Raw genomic sequence first — 17,613 nt, 5'->3', positions numbered from 1 at the left:
GGCCATGAAAAATTCTTGACAATAACTTATAAAATTAACATCATGACTAAAATTATTTCCTCTTTATTATTCTTGGCTGCTGCTGCAACATCAAACGCTCAAGTGGGAATTAATACAGGAAATCCCCAAACAACATTCCATGTAGATGGAGGTAAAGACAATCCCTCAACAGGAGCTCCTTCTCCTACACAGGAAGCTAATGATTTCACGGTAAATTCTCTAGGAAACGTGGGAGTGGGAACAATCTCCCCTTCTGTGAAATTGGATATAAAATCAGCAACCCCTGGTGCTGTTAAAATTGTGGACGGAACCCAGGGTGAAGGAAAAGTTTTAACATCAGACGAATTCGGCTTAGCTTCATGGAGTTTCACCCCTATCAAATATGCATCTGTTTCCAATTACAACCCCGTAGTGATGACTAACAAAGCTAATACTTGGACTAACAGTGGTATGTCTCTTACTGTTCCAGAAACAGGCTTGTATTATTTAAATTTTAATGCGCGAGCATTTATGGGAACCTATGTTGACGGACAATATTGGAAGTGTCAATTAAGGGTTAACGGATCAACTGTGATAGGTACTGTTTTTGGTATACACGCGTCAAGTGGAGGAAATAATGCGGACTCAACGAGTAGCTTTTCCAATGTAGTATCATTAAATAAAAATGACACCCTGAGTTTATGGTATTTTGGACAATCCAATAATTACACAGCAGTAGGAAACGTAGATGGAGGGTCGAGTATAACTATTTTCAGATTAGGTTCATAATATAACTTTACCAAGACCTGTCACTAATCATTTATTAAAATTAAAGATTCTAGAAACACATAACACAAACAATCCCTCAAATTAATTACAAAAAAAAAAGACAGGCTTAAAAAACCTGTCTTTAAAAAATATATTTTTATTTTTCTTACTCGATATTGATTACTTTTTCAATTTCCGGAGCATGTTGTTTAATGGTTGTTTCAACTCCTAATTTTAGGGTAGAAAAATTCAGAGAACATCCGGAACAATTTCCTAAAAGTTTTACATAAACAGAGTTATCTTTCACATCAATAAGCTCAATGTCTCCGCCATCTTTATTCAAAAACGGACGAATACTATCTAAAGCTTCCATTACTCTTGTTACAGTATCTTCGTGTGTAATATTTGTTTCCATATTTTTTTCTTCGGTTCAATTCGGTTTTTCAAAATTCTATTGAAAATTATTATTATTTTGCTTTTGGTGAACATCCAGCCATTGTGGATATTTTCACGGCTTCCGTTGGAGGAAGATGCTTATTTCTTTCAACAAGACTTTCTATCATCTTACGCGCAGTATCTGTATAGATTTCTGCAATTTTAGAATTCTCCTGTAAAGCTGCCGGTCTCCCAACATCTCCTGCTTCTCTGATGCTTTGAATTAAAGGAATCTCCCCTAATACAGGAATCCCAAGATCATCAGCTAAATATTGCGCTCCTTGGTTTCCAAAGATATAATATTTATTGTCAGGTAATTCTTCCGGTGTAAAATACGCCATATTTTCGACTAATCCAAGAACCGGAATGTTAATACTTTCCATATTAAACATCGCAATTCCTTTTCTTACGTCTGCCAGAGCAACATGCTGAGGAGTACTTACAATCACGGCTCCTGTTACCGGAACCTCTTGAATGATTGATAAGTGAATATCACCTGTTCCCGGAGGAAGATCAATCAATAAAAAGTCTAATTCTCCCCAAGCTGCATCTCTTATCATTTGGTTTAATGCTTTTGAAGCCATTGGGCCTCTCCACACTACCGCTTGATTGGCACCTGAGAAATATCCTATAGATAGCATTTTCACGCCGTAATTTTCGATAGGTTTCATTAAGCTTTTTCCATCTACATCTACAGAAACCGGCTTTTGACCTTCTGTATCAAACATGGTAGGAACAGATGGCCCATAAATATCGGCATCTAATAACCCTACTTTGAAACCCATTTTTGCCAACGTCACTGCAAGGTTTGCAGCCACCGTAGACTTACCAACACCTCCTTTTCCGGAAGCAATGGCGATAATATTTTGAATTCCAGGAATTTGTTTTCCTTTGATCTGACTTTGCTGAATTTCGCTAGGTTCTGGAGAAACAATTTTAAGTTTTAAGTTAATTTCTTCTCCAAATTCACTTGCAAAAGCTTGCTTCATTGCTGCTTCAAGCTTCTTTTTTTCGTGCATTGCAGGTGAGTGAGCCGTCATGTCGATATAGACATCATTACCCATCACTTGAAAATTAGTCACTAAGTCATCTACTTCTATCTCTTTAAGGAAATCCTGAACCTTTTCTTTCGTCAACATAAAATATTGCTATAAATTGTTCACAAATTTACGGATTTTTTCGTCAATTTAGAATCAATAAAATCTATAACACAAGGTGATAAATAAGATTACTAAGGTATTTTCTGATCTTTTCCCTTAAAAGCATGACTAAAATCATGTATATCTATTCTCACCTCTCATCATTCAGGTATAATTTATCGTTTGTGGCATCAGATTGTTTTTTCTAATTCGCTCTGTTCTTTTCATCAAATTTCACATTGCGTTCTGCGCCTTTTACTTTTTTATTTCCAAAGTTATAGGTCAAAGAGACAGTAAGATTTCTTCCGTCATAATAATTATCAAAATAATGGGTAGAATCCTGATAATAAATTTCGCCGTGACTTTTTGCCTGTCTAAAAATATCAGAAACATAAACGTTCATCTGAAGATCTTTATTCATCATATTTAATTTTATGCCGGACGTAAAATTACCCACGTAATAAGAATAGGTATTCCCTAAACTTGAAGGCAGGCGGAACCAATAGTTCATGAAAAACTGAATCGTTTTATCTTTACGTAAAGAAAAATTATTCTGAATATTGAAACTGGCACTATTTCCTTTTCTGGAAGCGGCATCCGTCGCAAAAACCTGAGTTTTCATATAAGAAAAATCTGCAGAATAATTCGCTTCCCAAAATTTAAAGAATGTATCAGAATAACTCAAAGAAATTCCTGTACTGTTTTTATTGAAAAAATTATAGAAATTACTTGTCTTATCCTGTCCTTCTAAAGTAACAAGTTGGCTGAAAGCATCGAGTTCTCTTTGGAAATATGCTGACGCGGAAAACTTGCCTTTATACAAATATGACAATTCAAAATTATGATTGATGGAAGGGCTCAAAGCCGGATTTCCTGAATAATATGAATTGATGTTCGTATACCATCGGAATGGATTGATCGCGCGGAATCCAGGCCTGTTTATCCTTTTCGAATAATTAAGATTAAAGGTATTATTCTCATTGGCTTTATACGTTAAATACGCTGTAGGAAAAAACTTTCCGTAAGAATTTTCTGTCCTTTGATCAGAAGAAACTGAATTCCCATTGATTATAGAATATTCATAGCGAAGTCCAGCTTTAACAGACCATTTCTCAGTCAATTGCTTTTCCATACTCACATAGGCTGCATAATTTTTCTCGTTATACTTAAAAAGATTACTTCTCAGAGGATCTGTTATGTAGTTTCCATCTGTAAGATTCTGGTATTTAATGTCAGAATTATTATCAAAATTGGTAAACTTAATACCTGCCTCTGTCTTAGCAAAGGTATAAGGAAGCGTGAGATCTGCCTGACCAGAATAAATTTTATAATTTAATTCAGAAGGAGTTTTGATGACAAAGGAACCTCCTAAATTATTTACAGTCGTAAAATCAATATTACTCTTCGGTGTATTAGAAAAATAATTTCCTGTAATACTCAGTTTGTTATTAAGCTTTCCAAATTTAATATCATAATAAGCACTTATTGTATTCTGCTTGTTTTTAGTACGGTGCTCGGCATAGGTAGACAAAGTATTGGTATATTTTTCATTTTGAAAATAATCTGAAGTATTGGTAATGTCCATCCCAGAGTCTCCAAATCCGTAATCATACACCAATCCTATACTCGATTTTTTATTGAGCTCATAATCTAAACTAAAATTAGCACCTGCACCCTTCCAAAAATCTCTTCTGTCATCTGAACTGGCTAATCCGTCTGCTCCTACAATCTTATAATTTTCATAAGAATGTTTCTGATTGTCATACTGCCTCAGTTTCAGTGAAGACCTCAGTTTTTCATTTTGATAATTAATAGAAGCCGAATTAGAAAACCCAAAATAAGTCGTCTGTAAAAGACTGGTTGTTAAACTCCCATTCCAACCCAAATTTTGATTTTTCTTTAAAACAATATTGATCAATCCGCTGTTTCCCTGCGCTTCATATTTGGCAGGAGGTGCGGTAATTACTTCTATTCTTTCAATATTTTCGGATCTTATACTTTTGAGATATTTAATCAATTCATCTCCTGAAAGATTCAGCATCCTTTCATTAATCATCACAGCAACACCACTTTTACCAACCATTGAAATTCCGGTATTTTCATCTACTTTTAGCTGAGGAGTATTGCTCAATGCTTCTACCCCATCCATTCCCTGTGAGGCAATAGAATTGGAAATATTAAATATCAGCCGGTCTGCTTTTCTTTCAATTAATCTTTTTTTAGCAGTTACAGTAATACCTTCAATCTGTTGTTCCTGTTTTTTGTCGATAGAAAAATTCTGTTTCATATCCCCATTTACTGTTAAATCAGTATTTGATATTTCGGCTCCGTCATGAATCAATTTTATATTGTAATTCCCATTCTCAAGAAGTTTTAAAGTATAATTTCCTTTTTCATCTGAAATGGTGGTTTGTTTGGATTTTTCTTTAACAGCAATAACTTCCACATAGGAAAGAGGAGTTCCATTCTGATTAATTTTACCGATGATGCTTTGTGCAAAACAAAAAACGGAGGATAGAACAGAAATTGATAAGGAAATTTTTTTCATAAAGTGTCTTTATAATAAAACACCCCTCAGCTTACTTTCATTACATATTTAACTCAATTATTTTTTTTATATATTGGCAACACCTTAAAAATAGCTCTCCTTTTTATGAAAAAATATCTTTCTCTGCTTTCCTTATTCTTTGTTTCTCTTGCGTATGCCCAAAACTATTCGCAGTATGTAAATCCTTTTATAGGAACCGGCGGACACGGACACACCTTTCCCGGAGCTATCGTTCCTTTTGGAATGGTACAACTTTCACCCGATACCAGAGTCGACGGAAGTTGGGATGGTTGTAGTGGCTATCATTATTCAGATTCTGTAATCTATGGATTCTCGCACACCCATCTTAACGGAACCGGAGTTTCAGATTATGGCGATATTATGTTGATGCCTACTATGGGAAATCCAAGCGTTGACAGCAAAGAGTATTCTTCAAAATTTTCCCACAACAATGAAAAAGCTTCGGCAGGATTTTATGCTGTTAAGCTAGACAAAAACAATATTGATGTTCGTTTAACCACAACAAAAAGAGTGGGCTATCATGAATACACTTTCAACAATGCAGGAAACGCCAACATTATTTTAGATTTAAATCACCGAGATAAATTATTGGAAGGCGAGGTTAAAATAATTGATGATAAAACCATTGAAGTTTTCCGAAGAAGTGAAGCTTGGGCAACCAACCAATACATTTACGCAAGAATAGAGTTTTCAAAACCTTTGAAAATTTCAAAAAAAGAAGTGAATGGAAAACAAGAAAATAATCTTTTTACAGGAACTAAATTGGCTTTAGCATTTTCAACTCAAGTAAAAAAAGGTGAAAAAATTAATGTAAAAGTGGCCCTCTCTCGAACAGGTTATGAAGGTGCAGGAAAAAATATGTTAGCTGAAGGTCAGTCTAATGATTTTGAAACCATCAAAAAGCAAGCAGTTGCAGATTGGGACAAAGAATTGTCTACAATTGAAGTTAAATCTAACGATAAAGATAAACTCGCTATTTTCTACACTGCATTATATCACGTTTTCACACAGCCAAATATCAATATGGATGTTGACGGAAAATACAGAGGCCGCGACAACAAATTTTACACCGCAAAAGATTTCGATTATTACTCGGTTTTTTCGCTATGGGATACTTTCAGAGGAGCACATCCTTTGATGACTTTAATTGATAGAAAAAAAACTTCCGACTTCATCAATACTTTCATTAAACAATACGAACAAGGCGGAAAATTACCCGTATGGGAACTCGCTTCCAACGAAACGGAATGTATGATTGGCTACCACTCGGTTTCTGTAATTGCAGATGCCATGGCAAAAGGAATTACAGGTTTTGATTACGAAAAAGCATTTCAGGCTTCTAAACATTCGGCCATGTTGGATATTTTCGGATTAAATGCTTACAAGCAAAATAATTATATCGCTATTGATGACGAACATGAAAGCGTTTCTAAAACAGTTGAATATGCCTATGACGACTGGTGCATCGCTCAGATGGCCAAAATTTTAGGTAAAAAAGAAGATTACCAGTATTTCATGAAACGTTCTCAAAACTGGAAAAACCTTTATAACCCAAAGAACGGATTTATGCAGCCCAGAAAAAACGGAAATTGGTATGAACCATTTGAACCTAGAGAAGTAAACAACAATTATACAGAAGGAAATTCGTGGCATTATTCCTATTCTGTTCAGCAAGATATTCCCGGATTGATCGCAGCACACGGAGGAAAAGAAAAATTTGAACAATTTATTGATGCCATTTTCTCTGCGCCCAATACAACTACCGGAAGAGAACAGGTGGATATCACAGGCTTAATGGGACAATATGCCCAAGGAAACGAGCCAAGTCATCATATTGCTTATTTGTACAATTATGTTGATAAACCGGAAAAAACAGATGCAAAAATCAAATATATTCTTGATCATTTTTATAAAAATACTCCAGATGGTTTGATAGGAAACGAAGATTGTGGGCAGATGAGTGCCTGGTATATTTTAAGTTCAATGGGTATTTATTCTGTCACTCCGGGATTACCCGAATGGCAGACTAACACGCCTTATTTTGATGAGGTTACAATTCATTTAGAAGACGGAACAACAAGAACAATCACCCAAAATACCCGTAAAGAAGAGCTTAAGAAATTAGGTTTTGAGAATACAAAATCATTCAAAGATTTTAAATATGAAGAACTGACTGCTTCTCCGGTTATTAAAGCAGACCGAATTTTCGATTTCTCTACGAAAGTTGAAATCACTGCATTACATCCCAATGATAAATTATATTTTATGACAATGGATGCGGGCGATGCAAATGTGAGAAAGACTTTTAAAGCGTATAAAGAACCATTTACGATCACTAAAACAACCCAAGTTTCTGCGTATGCTGAAAGAAAAGGCCAGAAAAGTTCAGTCGTAACAGCCAATTCCAACAGAAGACCGAATAATTGGGATATCACCGTCAATTCCACTCCCACGCCACAATATAGCGCAAGTGGAAAGTTATCATTAATTGATGGCATTAGCGGAGATATCAACTGGAGAAAAGGAGAATGGATAGGCTATCAAGGGCAAACTTTCGAGGCAATTATTGATATGAAATCACCTCAACAGATCACAAAATTATCTTCAACTTACCTTCAGGACAGCAGAGCATGGATTATGATGCCTAAAAAAGTAGAATATTATGCTTCTATGAATGGTAAAGATTTCATTCTTTTAAAAACGGTTGACAATACAGTTGATCCCAAAAATGAAACCGTTCAGACTAAAGAATTCGGGACAGATATTCTTCCGACCGAAGCTCGTTATGTTAAAGTAAAAGCTTATCATTTCGGAGCTCTTCCGGAGTGGCATCAAGGTGCTGGCAGACAATCGTATATCTTTATTGATGAGATTTCTGTGAAGTAATTTTAAAATTTGATACTCAATAATAAACCTCTTTCGGCTTGAAAGAGGTTTTGTTTTTATTTTATTTTAATTCTCGCAGATTTAGCAAATTACGCAGATTTTTTAGCGTAAACATCTGCGAGATTTGTGTAATCTGCGGGAGAAAAGTAGATTCTTCACTACACTTTGTTTCGTTCAGAATGACATCAGGGTGTTAATTCATACTTTTATACTCATTCAACTCTTCCAGAGTGGTATCAGGGAGCTGGGCAATCGTATATCTTTATTGATGAGATTTCTGTGAAGTAATTTTAAAATTGATTCTCAATAATAAACCTCTTTCGGCTTGAAAGAGGTTTTGTTTTATTTTAATTCTCACAGATTTAGCAAATTACGCAGATTTTTTAACGTAAAAATCTGCAGATTTGTGTAATCTGTGGGAGAAAAATAGATTCTTCACTACACTTCGTTTCATTCAGAATGACATTCAGAGGTTAATTCATCCTTTCAGACTAATTCAACTCTTCCGGAGTGGCATCAAGCTGCTGGCGGGCAATCGTATATCTTTATTGATGAGATTTCTGTGAAGTAATTTTAAAATTGATACTCAATAATAAATCTCTTTCGGCTTGAAAGAGGTTTTGTTTTTATTTTAATTCTCGCAGATTTAGCAAATTACGCAGATTTTTTAACACAAACATCTGCGAGATCTGTATAATCTGCGGGAGAAAAATAGATTTTTCACTACACTTCGTTTCATTCAGAATGACATTCTGGATTTAATTCATCCTTTCAGACCAATTCAGCTCTTCCGGAAGTTCTCTATCAGAAAATTCAATGTGAATCACTCTCCTTTTTTTACCATTGGTCGTTCTATTAGAACCATGAAGAAGTAAAGGTTTCATAATCATAACTCCTCCTTTTTCTACATTGCAGATCTTTTCGGTTTCTACGCTCCAATCTATTGTTTCGGGTCTATAAATTCCTTTAGCATGTGATTGTGGAACTACTTTTAAGGCTCCATTATTTTCATCAGTATCATCTAAATGAATTCTAATCGTGAAAATATTTTCAAGAATATCTAATGGCGGCTGAACCGCAAACTGATTCTGTTTGGTTGTCCAAGGTCCAAAATTAGGCAACTCAAGTTTCTTATCCACAGAAATCGTTAGATCCTGATGATAGGCAACATACCAATTTGATTTTTCAGGCTTATCAAAATAAATACTTTTTACAGCAGCATATTTATCCCCGAAAACTTCTTTGATTATTTTTTTAATATTTTCATTAAATATCAATTCATTGACCTCTGGAATTTCTTTCAGGAATTGTCTTATCGCAAACAGATCTTCGGATTTCCTGAAAGTATCTTTGGAGGTATCTATATTTTGAATGGCATCTGTAATTCTATCAATTTCATCATCAGAAAAGATCGTATTGATCACTGTGAAGCCATTTTCAGAAATTGAATTTTTATGATGTTGTAAATTCATTTAATAATTTGATTTTTTATTGAATCTATTTTAAATACAAAGATCGCAAAGATTTTCTTTACAATCAGTGAGAATATTTTTCGTTCGCAATGACAAATTTTGAAAGAAAGACAACTACCTAGCCCCGATAGAAATGAAAATCCTTTTTTGAAAAAAAAAGATTGTAATGGAAAGCGGGAATAGCTTCAAATAAAAAATAAATGGTCAATAATGAATCTTAAAAATTCACTATTGACCATTCTTTAGCCTTCGCTATATTGAAAATTTATTATTTATACTTCAACACCGGGATTATCCAACTGTCCTTCCCATTTCGAAACAGCAGAAGTGGCTAACGCATTTCCTAAAACGTTTGTCATACTTCTTCCCATATCACAGAAATGGTCAATTGGTAAAATTAAAGCAATCCCTTCTGGTGGAATACCAAACATTGAACACGTTGCTACAATAATGACCAAAGAAGCTCTTGGAACTCCTGCAATCCCTTTTGAGGTAAGCATAAGTACTAGAAGCATGGTAATTTGTTGTCCGATTGTCATTTCAATTCCATAAATCTGAGCGATGAAAATTGACGCAAACGTCATATACATCATACTTCCATCCAGGTTGAATGAATATCCTAGCGGTAAAATGAAAGATACGACTCTACTATTACATCCGAATTGTTCTAATTCTTCTACCAATTTAGGGAATACAGCTTCTGAACTTGTGGTAGAAAAAGCGATCAATAAAGGTGCTTTTATTCTTTTTAATAATTCGAAAAGGCGGTTTCCTAAAATCAGATAACCTACCAATAATAAAACCAACCAAAGAACCCCTAATGCAAAGAAAAAGTCTCTTAGATAAATGGCATATACTTTAAAAATTTCAAAACCATTGACGGCAACTACAGCTGCAATAGCTCCTAAAACTCCAAGCGGAGCAAACCACATAATATAGGCTACCATTTTAAGGATCGCATGGGCTACAATATCAAATAATTTGATAACCGGTTGCGCATATTCCTCACCCATATTAGCCAAAGCCACACCAAACATAATGGAGAATACTACAATTTGTAATACTTCATTGGTTGCAAAAGCTTCAAATATACTCTTAGGAACAACATGTTTCACAAAATCTTCCATAGAAAATCCTTTGCTGCTTTTTAATAATTCTTCAGCAGAAGATACGTCCTGAATAGGAAGTTTAGTTACATGTCCCGGTTCAAGCCAATTTACAAGGATCAAACCAATAAAAAGAGACATCAGAGAGGCAGAAATAAACCATAACATGGCTTTTGTTCCTACTCTTCCGATCATTTTAATATCGCTCATTTTAGCAATTCCCACGACCAATGTTGTGAAAACCAAAGGGGCAATAATCATTTGTACCAACCTAATGAAAACGGTTCCCAGAAGTTTGATATTTTTAGAAAAAGGTTCGGCGCTTTCCGGATACTGCATATGCACCACACCACCAATTCCTACCCCTATAAGAAGTGCAATGATAATTGCTATAAAAAGTTTATTTTGTCCTTTCATATAAATTCAAGTTTCGCAAATATAATAGTTTTTTAATTGGTGTAGAATTTATTAAAGTTGTAATAAATTTATGTTAAGTTTATATTACATTAAAATTAATAGTCTGATTTATAAAATATTGAAAAAAAAACAAGAAACATTTCTCTAATTTTAATCCTTTTGGTATAAATTTTATTATTACATTTGATTGTATTAACAACATTAAATAAATATACAATATGAAAAAAACTATCGCAATGGCTGCATTGGCTATAGCAGTATCTTTCGGATCAATTGCTTGTAAAAAGAAAGTTTCTGATGCTGATCTTCAGACTCAAGCTACAACAATCGTAACCTCTAATCCGGGTGCTTCTGTTGAAGTAAAAGAAGGACAGGCTCATTTAAGCGGAACTTTTGCTGATCAGGCTTCTAAAGATGCTATGATTGCTCAACTTAAAGCAATCAACGGTATTAAAGGAGTGCATGATATGGCAACTATTGAGGCAGCTCCTGCAGCTGCAGCTCCGGTTGAAACTACTTCAGCGCTAGATCCTGCTGTTCAAAAGAAAGTAAAAGATGCTCTTAAAGATTTCCCATCTGTAAAAGTAGAGGCCGTAAATGGAACTCTAACGCTTACAGGAAATGTATCTGCTCTACAAGCAAGAAAAATCAAAGAATCTGTAGATGCTTTGAAAGTTGGAAAATATAATAATAACTTAGTTGTAAAATAATTAGAAATGAGCACATTACAAGATAAATATTCAAGCGTAGTCTCTGCTGCTCAGTCAGCTGGAATTGCAAACCTTCAGGTTCAGGAACAAGATGGAATTCTTTATGTTTCAGGAAGTGCTTCAAACACGGCTTCAAAAGATGCTGTTTGGAATGCTTTAGGAGCTATTGATTCTACTTACTCTGCAACTGATATTAATATTGACGTACAGATTTCAGGTCTTTCTGCAGGAGCATCTCTTACAGTTGCTACAGAAGATTCTAACCTCAACATCAGACAGGAGCCTTCTACAGAAGCTGCTGTTGTTGGTAAAGCGGCAAAAGGTTCTGCAGTTACATTAATTGAGCAGACTTCTGACGATTGGTGGAAAGTGAAAAGCGCTGACGGACAAGAAGGTTACGCCTATTCAAGATATTTGAAAGCTTAATATTTTTAAAATATTAATCGTAAACACCTCTACTTTGGAGGTGTTTTTTTATTTTTACGCCCTAGAAATACACACATTATAATGAAAAAGGCTCTATTGCTGTGGATTATTGTATTCAACATGGGTATTTTGGCTGCTCAAAAATTAAGCATCGACGGTAAAATTTCAAATTTTGAAAAGAAACCTATCGAAAATGCTACAGTCTACCTCCTAAAACAAAAAGATTCTTCCATCATCAACTATACCGCATCCAACAAAGAAGGTAAATTTTCTCTGAAAACAGATAAGTTGGATATTCCTACTATTTTAAAAATTGATTTTGATAAACTGAGTTCTTTTTCCAAAAACTTCGAGACAATAGACCAATCTATTTCTTTAGGAGAAATTGAGCTCGAAAAAAATGCCGTTTTCTCTATTGAAGAAGTTAAAATTAAGGTCTCCCCGATTAAAATAAAAAAAGACACCATAGAATTTAATGCCTCTTCATTAAAAGTACGCCCCGACAGTAAAATTGAAGAACTTCTAAAACAGATTCCCGGTGTGGAAATCAGCAATGATAAAAAGATTACGGTAAACGGTAAAGAAGTAGATCAGATCATGATCAATGGGAAACCCTTCTTTAATAAAGACGGTAAGATCGCTTTACAAAATCTTCCGGCTGATATTATCAAGAACATTCAATTTACAACGACCAAAACCAAAGAGGAAGAATTAAGTGGAAAAACACCAAAATCAAAAAATGCCACCATTAATTTTACCATTGATGACAAGAAAAATAAAGGACTTATTTCCAGGCTTACTCTTGGCTACGGTTCCGATAAAAGATATGAAGGCAATGCATTTTTAAGCTATTTTAAAAATGATACCAGAATAAGTGTGGTGGCTTCATCCAATAATATCAATTCTGAAGGCTATTCCAGTGACCAGGTTTTTGACAGTATGAGAAATAATGGAGGAACTCAAACAAAACAGGGGCTCCAAAAATCTTCGATGATAGGGCTTAATTACAATGATAAATTTGGAAAAGATTTTGATCTGGATAATTTTGGCCTGCTACAATCTAAAAATAATCTGGAAACTCAGTCAAAGGTTTCACGAACGACCCTCCTTCCCGACTTTACCCTAAAAACAAATTCTGAAGCAAAAGGTGAGAGCGAAACCGAACAGTATAATTTTAATTTTTCAACAAGAATAAAACTGGATTCACTCACTGATATTTATTTTTCGCCCTCTTTTTCTAAAAGCAAGAGTTTCAGTTTTAACAACTCTACCTCAACCACTTTAAAAGATAATATTCTTCTGAACGAAAGTGATGCTTACACCAATTCCAACTCAGAAAATAATTCATTTAGTCCTAATATATATATTTCTAAAAGGTTTAAAAAAGAAGGACGAACAGCCAGTATGGGCATCAACACGTCTATTTCTGAATCTAAAAACAATGACCTCAACAGATCAAATACGATATTTTATCAAAGTAACAACCTCAATGACAACAGAGATCAACTCGCTAAAAATAAAAACCAGAATAGTGATTACAGCTTCACGGCAGGTTATACCGAACCCATTTCTGATTCTGTGAGCTTAACTGCTAATGTTAGGTATCAGGCAAAATTGATCAGTGATTTTAAAGAGGTTAATGATTTTGATTTGAATACAGGGAAATATTCAAAATACAATTCCGTTTTGTCCAACAGTCTGGATCAGAAGATCAATCAGATTTCTCCAGAATTAACGTTATCGGTCAACAAAAAGAAATTCAATATTTGGTTTTCTCTAAGTCTTGATATTTCTGATATGAAAATGAGCTCCATTTTTAATCAGCAACAATATGATTTACAGAAAAGTTTTTTCCTTCCTAATTACAATGCCGTTTTTCAATATGCATTTTCCGAAGCTAAGAGATTAACTTTAACCAATTATTCAGGTTTTACAACGCCTACCGCTAGCCAGTTAATTCCCTATTTAGATCTTTCCGATCCTCTCGTGAGTTATCAGGGGAACCCCGATCTAAAAAGTACATGGGCCAATAAAGCCTCTCTTTATTTCAGTAATTTCAATCTCATAAAAAACCTTTCTTATTATCTAAATATAGATTTCGGTTATATCAACAATGACATCACCAATTTTTCCTATTATGACGCTTCCGGAAAGCAGTTTGTAACGTATGCCAATGTTAGCGGGAATAAAACCGTTGCTTTAGGAGGAAATATTGCCAAAACATATAAATGGGAGAAAAGTAAATTCACCATTAATTCCACCTTTAATATGACTTATGATTACAAAAGAGGCTTTATTAATGATGAAAAATTTACAAGCAATTCATATAGTATAAATCCTGGGATCAATCTTACCTACGAGATCCCCGATAAATTTACGGTAAAACCATCCTATTCAATCGGCTATAATTCTTCAAACTATACAAATTACAGTATTGGTAAAGTACAAACCACCAACCAATCATTAAAAGTAGAGATTACAAATTACGTCCTAAAAAGCAATCTTGTATTTGGAAATGATTTCGTGTACAATACAAGTTCCAACTTTGCTCCGGGATTCAAAAGAGATTATTATTTCTGGAATACAAGTCTAGGCTATTCTTTTTTTGATAAACAATTGATTGCAAAAGTTAAAATTTATGATGTTTTAAACCAGAATCAAAGTGTAAAAAGAACGATTACCAATTCTTATTTTGAAGATCGTGAAGACCTTATTTTAAAGCGATACATCATGTTTTCTCTAACAATGAAACTGAATAAATTTGCGGGAAAGAAAGTAGAGTAATTGCATAGATTATAGATCGCTAATTTCATTGTTTAATACAAAAATTACAGAAAACGCTTTTGTTTTAGAAGTGTTTTTTTGTATTTTACAACCCTAAACACAAACACATTAAGATGAAGAAACCTTTATTACTGTTGATTCTTGTCATCAACATGAGTATTTTAACAGGCCAAAAACTGAGTATTGACGGGAAAGTTTCAAATTTTGAAAAGAAACCAATCGAAAACGCCACCGTCTACCTTCTTAAACAGAAAGATTCTTCCATTATCAATTATACCGCAACCAATAGAGAAGGGAAATTCTCTTTGAAAACGGATGAATTACGCGAACCAGCGCTATTAAAAATTGATGCAGAAAAATTAGTTTCTTATACCAAAACTCTAGAAAAATTAGAGCATTCATTGTCTTTGGGAGATATTGAACTTGATAAAAATTCAATCACGAATATTGATGAAGTAAAAATTACGGTTTCGCCCGTAAAAATTAAAAAAGATACAATTGAGTTTAATGCTTCAGCCATTAAAGTTCGTCCCGACAGTAAGATTGAAGAACTTTTAAAACAAATTCCCGGAGTTGAAATTAGTAACGAAGGAAAAATAACGGTCAATGGGAAAGAAGTAGATCAAGTTATGATCAATGGAAAACCTTTTTTTGATAAAGATGGTAAAATTGCCCTACAAAATCTTCCTGCAGATATTATTAAAAATATCCAGTTCACCACGACAAAAACCCAAGAAGAAGAATTGAATGGAAAAACAGCAAAATCAAACAATGCTACCATTAATTTTAATATTGATGAAAAGAAAAATAAAGGATTAATTTCCCGACTCACTCTTGGGTATGGAACTGATAAAAGATATGAAGGAAGTGGACTTTTAAGTTACTTTAAAAAAGATACCAAAATCAGTATTCTGGCCTCCTCAAACAATATCAACTCACAAGGTTTCTCCAGTGATGAGGTTTTTGACAGCATGGGACACGGCAGAAACTCTTGGCTGATGCAAGGCGGAAGTATAAATACTGTAGGAGGTAATACCTATTATGTGCAAGGGGGAAACAACAATAAAGGAATTCAAAAATCTACCACTATAGGAATAAGCTATAACGACAAGTTTGGAAAAAATGCAGACCTTGATCGTTTTAGTTTGATGCATTCTAACAACAATATGGAAACACAATCCAAAGTTTCCAGAACGACGTTACTTCCAGACTCCACCTTGAAAACCAACTCAGAAAGTAATGGTGAAAACGAATCTAAACAATATAATTTGGATACATCAGCCAAAATAAAGCTGGATTCCCTTACAAGTATTTATATCTCCCCAACATTTTCCAGATCGGAAGGCTTTAATTTTAACACTTTACAATCCAATACATCAAAAGATAATACACTTCTTAATCAAAGTGATTCTTATACCAGTATAAAATCAGAAAGCAACAGTTTTAGCCCTAAAATTTATTTTTCAAAAAAGTTTAAGAAGAAAGAAAGACTTGTTTATGCGAATATAAATACTACAATTTCAGAGTCAAAAAATGATAATCTGAATAAGTCACAAACGATTTTTTACCAAAGTACAGACCCAAACGACATCAGAAACCAATTTGCTAAGAATAAAAAACAGATCAATGAATATAATTTCAGTGCAGGATATACAGAACCTATTTCTGATTCTGCAACGATAAATTTTGAAATGAAATACAGTTCAAAACTCAATCGTAACCTAAGAAATGTTAATGATTTCAATGAAAATACAGGAGAATATTCAGATTACAATATGCCTTTATCCAACCGTATGAATCAGAAGATCAACCAAATTTCTCCGGAATTATCTTTAGCGGTCAATAAAAACAAAGTCAATATGTGGGGTTCTATTGCCGTTGATATTTCTGATATGAAAGTACATTCTATTTATAGTGGTGAGCAATATGACCTCCAGAAAAACTTTACCCTTCCCAACTATAATCTAGGTCTTAATTATGAATTTTCAAAAAGTAAAAGATTAAGCGTTTATCATTCTTCAGATTACACGATTCCAACTGCAGAGCAGCTTACTCCTTACAAAGATTACTCTAATCCGTTAATTATTTATCAAGGAAATCCTGAGTTGAAAAACACATGGTCAAACAGAACTTATCTTTATTTTAATAATTCTAATCTCGTGAAAAACATCACCTACTATATGAATGCCGGCTTCACCTATAGCAATAATGATATCATTAATTATTCTTATTATGACGAATCAGGAAAACAGTTTGTGACGTATGCCAATGTAAGTGGAAGTAAAAACTTCAATCTCGGCGGTGGATTTAGTAAAACTTTTAAATGGAAAGAAAATAAACTTACCATCAACCCAAGATTTAATATGAATCTAAGTTACGGGAGAGGATTTATTAATAGTCAGCAATTTACTAGCAATAACTACAACATCAATCCAGGACTGAACCTTACTTATGAAATAAAAGATAAGATCACCATAAAGCCATCATACAAAATGAGCTATAGCCTCTCAAATTATACCAATTACAGTATTGACAAGGTAGAAACAGCCAATCAAGTTTTAAAACTTGAACTCACCAACTATATTTTTAAAAGCAATCTTGTTTTTGGAAATGATTTTGAATACAACACCAATTCAAATATTGCTCCCGGATTCAAAAGAGATTTCTATTTCTGGAATACGAGTTTAGGATATGCTTTTTTCAACAAACAGCTTACCGCCAAAGTGAAAGTATATGATGTTTTAAACCAAAATCAGAGTGTAAAAAGAACCATTTCAAATACCAATTTTGAAGACCGTGAAGATCTGATTTTAAAACGATACATCATGTTTTCATTAACGATGAAGCTCAACAAATTTGCAGGAAAGAAAATGACAGGTAAATAAATTATGATTATTAAATGGATGGAAAAACTTCCATCCT

11 protein-coding genes are annotated in these 17,613 nt (G+C 33.9%); 6 read left to right on the top strand and 5 right to left on the bottom strand.

Going from position 1 to position 17,613, the window contains the following annotated elements:
- The first annotated feature begins 42 nt into the window (after positions 1-42).
- Positions 43-768: a hypothetical protein gene (locus AMQ68_RS14670; protein WP_054511374.1), complete on the top strand. Its 726-nt coding sequence runs from the start codon at positions 43-45 to the stop codon at positions 766-768.
- Positions 769-913: 145 nt separating this feature from the next.
- Here AMQ68_RS14670 and AMQ68_RS14665 read toward each other — a convergent pair whose 3' ends face one another.
- From AMQ68_RS14665 to AMQ68_RS14655, 3 genes are all read right to left on the bottom strand, one after another.
- Positions 914-1,162, bottom strand: a complete 249-nt coding sequence (locus AMQ68_RS14665; protein WP_054511373.1) for a NifU family protein — start codon at positions 1,160-1,162, stop codon at positions 914-916.
- A gap of 52 nt (positions 1,163-1,214) precedes the next feature.
- On the bottom strand, positions 1,215-2,321 hold the full coding sequence (locus tag AMQ68_RS14660) for an Mrp/NBP35 family ATP-binding protein (RefSeq protein ID WP_054511372.1): 1,107 nt from the start codon (positions 2,319-2,321) through the stop codon (positions 1,215-1,217).
- Between the two features lie 205 nt (positions 2,322-2,526).
- A complete protein-coding gene (locus tag AMQ68_RS14655; protein WP_054511371.1) occupies positions 2,527-4,869 on the bottom strand; it encodes an outer membrane beta-barrel family protein in 2,343 nt (780 codons plus the stop codon).
- Positions 4,870-4,974: 105 nt separating this feature from the next.
- Here AMQ68_RS14655 and AMQ68_RS14650 point away from each other — a divergent pair, with 105 nt between their 5' ends.
- Positions 4,975-7,776 (top strand): GH92 family glycosyl hydrolase, encoded by a 2,802-nt coding sequence (locus AMQ68_RS14650; RefSeq protein WP_054511370.1) that lies wholly within the window; start codon positions 4,975-4,977, stop codon positions 7,774-7,776.
- Positions 7,777-8,534: 758 nt separating this feature from the next.
- On the opposite strand, the gene AMQ68_RS14645 is transcribed toward AMQ68_RS14650, so the two are convergent.
- Together AMQ68_RS14645 and AMQ68_RS14640 are read right to left on the bottom strand one after the other, a co-directional pair.
- Positions 8,535-9,248 (bottom strand): phytanoyl-CoA dioxygenase family protein, encoded by a 714-nt coding sequence (locus AMQ68_RS14645; protein ID WP_054511369.1) that lies wholly within the window; start codon positions 9,246-9,248, stop codon positions 8,535-8,537.
- 272 nt (positions 9,249-9,520) lie between these two features.
- Entirely contained in the window at positions 9,521-10,771 is a 1,251-nt protein-coding gene (locus AMQ68_RS14640) for a dicarboxylate/amino acid:cation symporter (RefSeq protein ID WP_054511368.1), read from the bottom strand.
- A 218-nt stretch (positions 10,772-10,989) separates the two neighbouring features.
- Here AMQ68_RS14640 and AMQ68_RS14635 point away from each other — a divergent pair, with 218 nt between their 5' ends.
- The 4 genes from AMQ68_RS14635 (at position 10,990) to AMQ68_RS14620 (ending at position 17,576) form a co-directional block, all read left to right on the top strand.
- Positions 10,990-11,481: a BON domain-containing protein gene (locus AMQ68_RS14635; RefSeq protein ID WP_054511367.1), complete on the top strand. Its 492-nt coding sequence runs from the start codon at positions 10,990-10,992 to the stop codon at positions 11,479-11,481.
- A gap of 6 nt (positions 11,482-11,487) precedes the next feature.
- A complete protein-coding gene (locus AMQ68_RS14630) occupies positions 11,488-11,907 on the top strand; it encodes an SH3 domain-containing protein (RefSeq protein ID WP_054511366.1) in 420 nt (139 codons plus the stop codon).
- Positions 11,908-11,988: 81 nt separating this feature from the next.
- On the top strand, positions 11,989-14,691 hold the full coding sequence (locus AMQ68_RS14625) for an outer membrane beta-barrel protein (RefSeq protein ID WP_054511365.1): 2,703 nt from the start codon (positions 11,989-11,991) through the stop codon (positions 14,689-14,691).
- A gap of 113 nt (positions 14,692-14,804) precedes the next feature.
- Positions 14,805-17,576: a TonB-dependent receptor gene (locus AMQ68_RS14620; RefSeq protein WP_054511364.1), complete on the top strand. Its 2,772-nt coding sequence runs from the start codon at positions 14,805-14,807 to the stop codon at positions 17,574-17,576.
- Positions 17,577-17,613: the final 37 nt, after the last annotated feature.

Origin of the sequence: Chryseobacterium sp. ERMR1:04 (assembly GCF_001297705.1) — a bacterium.
GTDB lineage: Bacteria > Bacteroidota > Bacteroidia > Flavobacteriales > Weeksellaceae > Chryseobacterium.
This window is presented reverse-complemented; position numbering and strand designations above follow the sequence as displayed.

Coding starts and splice junctions, on each gene's coding strand:
- AMQ68_RS14670 (WP_054511374.1), top strand. CDS start 43: ATGACTAAAATTATTTCCTCTTTATTATTCTTGGCTGCTGCTGCAACA.
- AMQ68_RS14665 (WP_054511373.1), bottom strand. CDS start 1,162: ATGGAAACAAATATTACACACGAAGATACTGTAACAAGAGTAATGGAA.
- AMQ68_RS14660 (WP_054511372.1), bottom strand. CDS start 2,321: ATGTTGACGAAAGAAAAGGTTCAGGATTTCCTTAAAGAGATAGAAGTA.
- AMQ68_RS14655 (WP_054511371.1), bottom strand. CDS start 4,869: ATGAAAAAAATTTCCTTATCAATTTCTGTTCTATCCTCCGTTTTTTGT.
- AMQ68_RS14650 (WP_054511370.1), top strand. CDS start 4,975: ATGAAAAAATATCTTTCTCTGCTTTCCTTATTCTTTGTTTCTCTTGCG.
- AMQ68_RS14645 (WP_054511369.1), bottom strand. CDS start 9,248: ATGAATTTACAACATCATAAAAATTCAATTTCTGAAAATGGCTTCACA.
- AMQ68_RS14640 (WP_054511368.1), bottom strand. CDS start 10,771: ATGAAAGGACAAAATAAACTTTTTATAGCAATTATCATTGCACTTCTT.
- AMQ68_RS14635 (WP_054511367.1), top strand. CDS start 10,990: ATGAAAAAAACTATCGCAATGGCTGCATTGGCTATAGCAGTATCTTTC.
- AMQ68_RS14630 (WP_054511366.1), top strand. CDS start 11,488: ATGAGCACATTACAAGATAAATATTCAAGCGTAGTCTCTGCTGCTCAG.
- AMQ68_RS14625 (WP_054511365.1), top strand. CDS start 11,989: ATGAAAAAGGCTCTATTGCTGTGGATTATTGTATTCAACATGGGTATT.
- AMQ68_RS14620 (WP_054511364.1), top strand. CDS start 14,805: ATGAAGAAACCTTTATTACTGTTGATTCTTGTCATCAACATGAGTATT.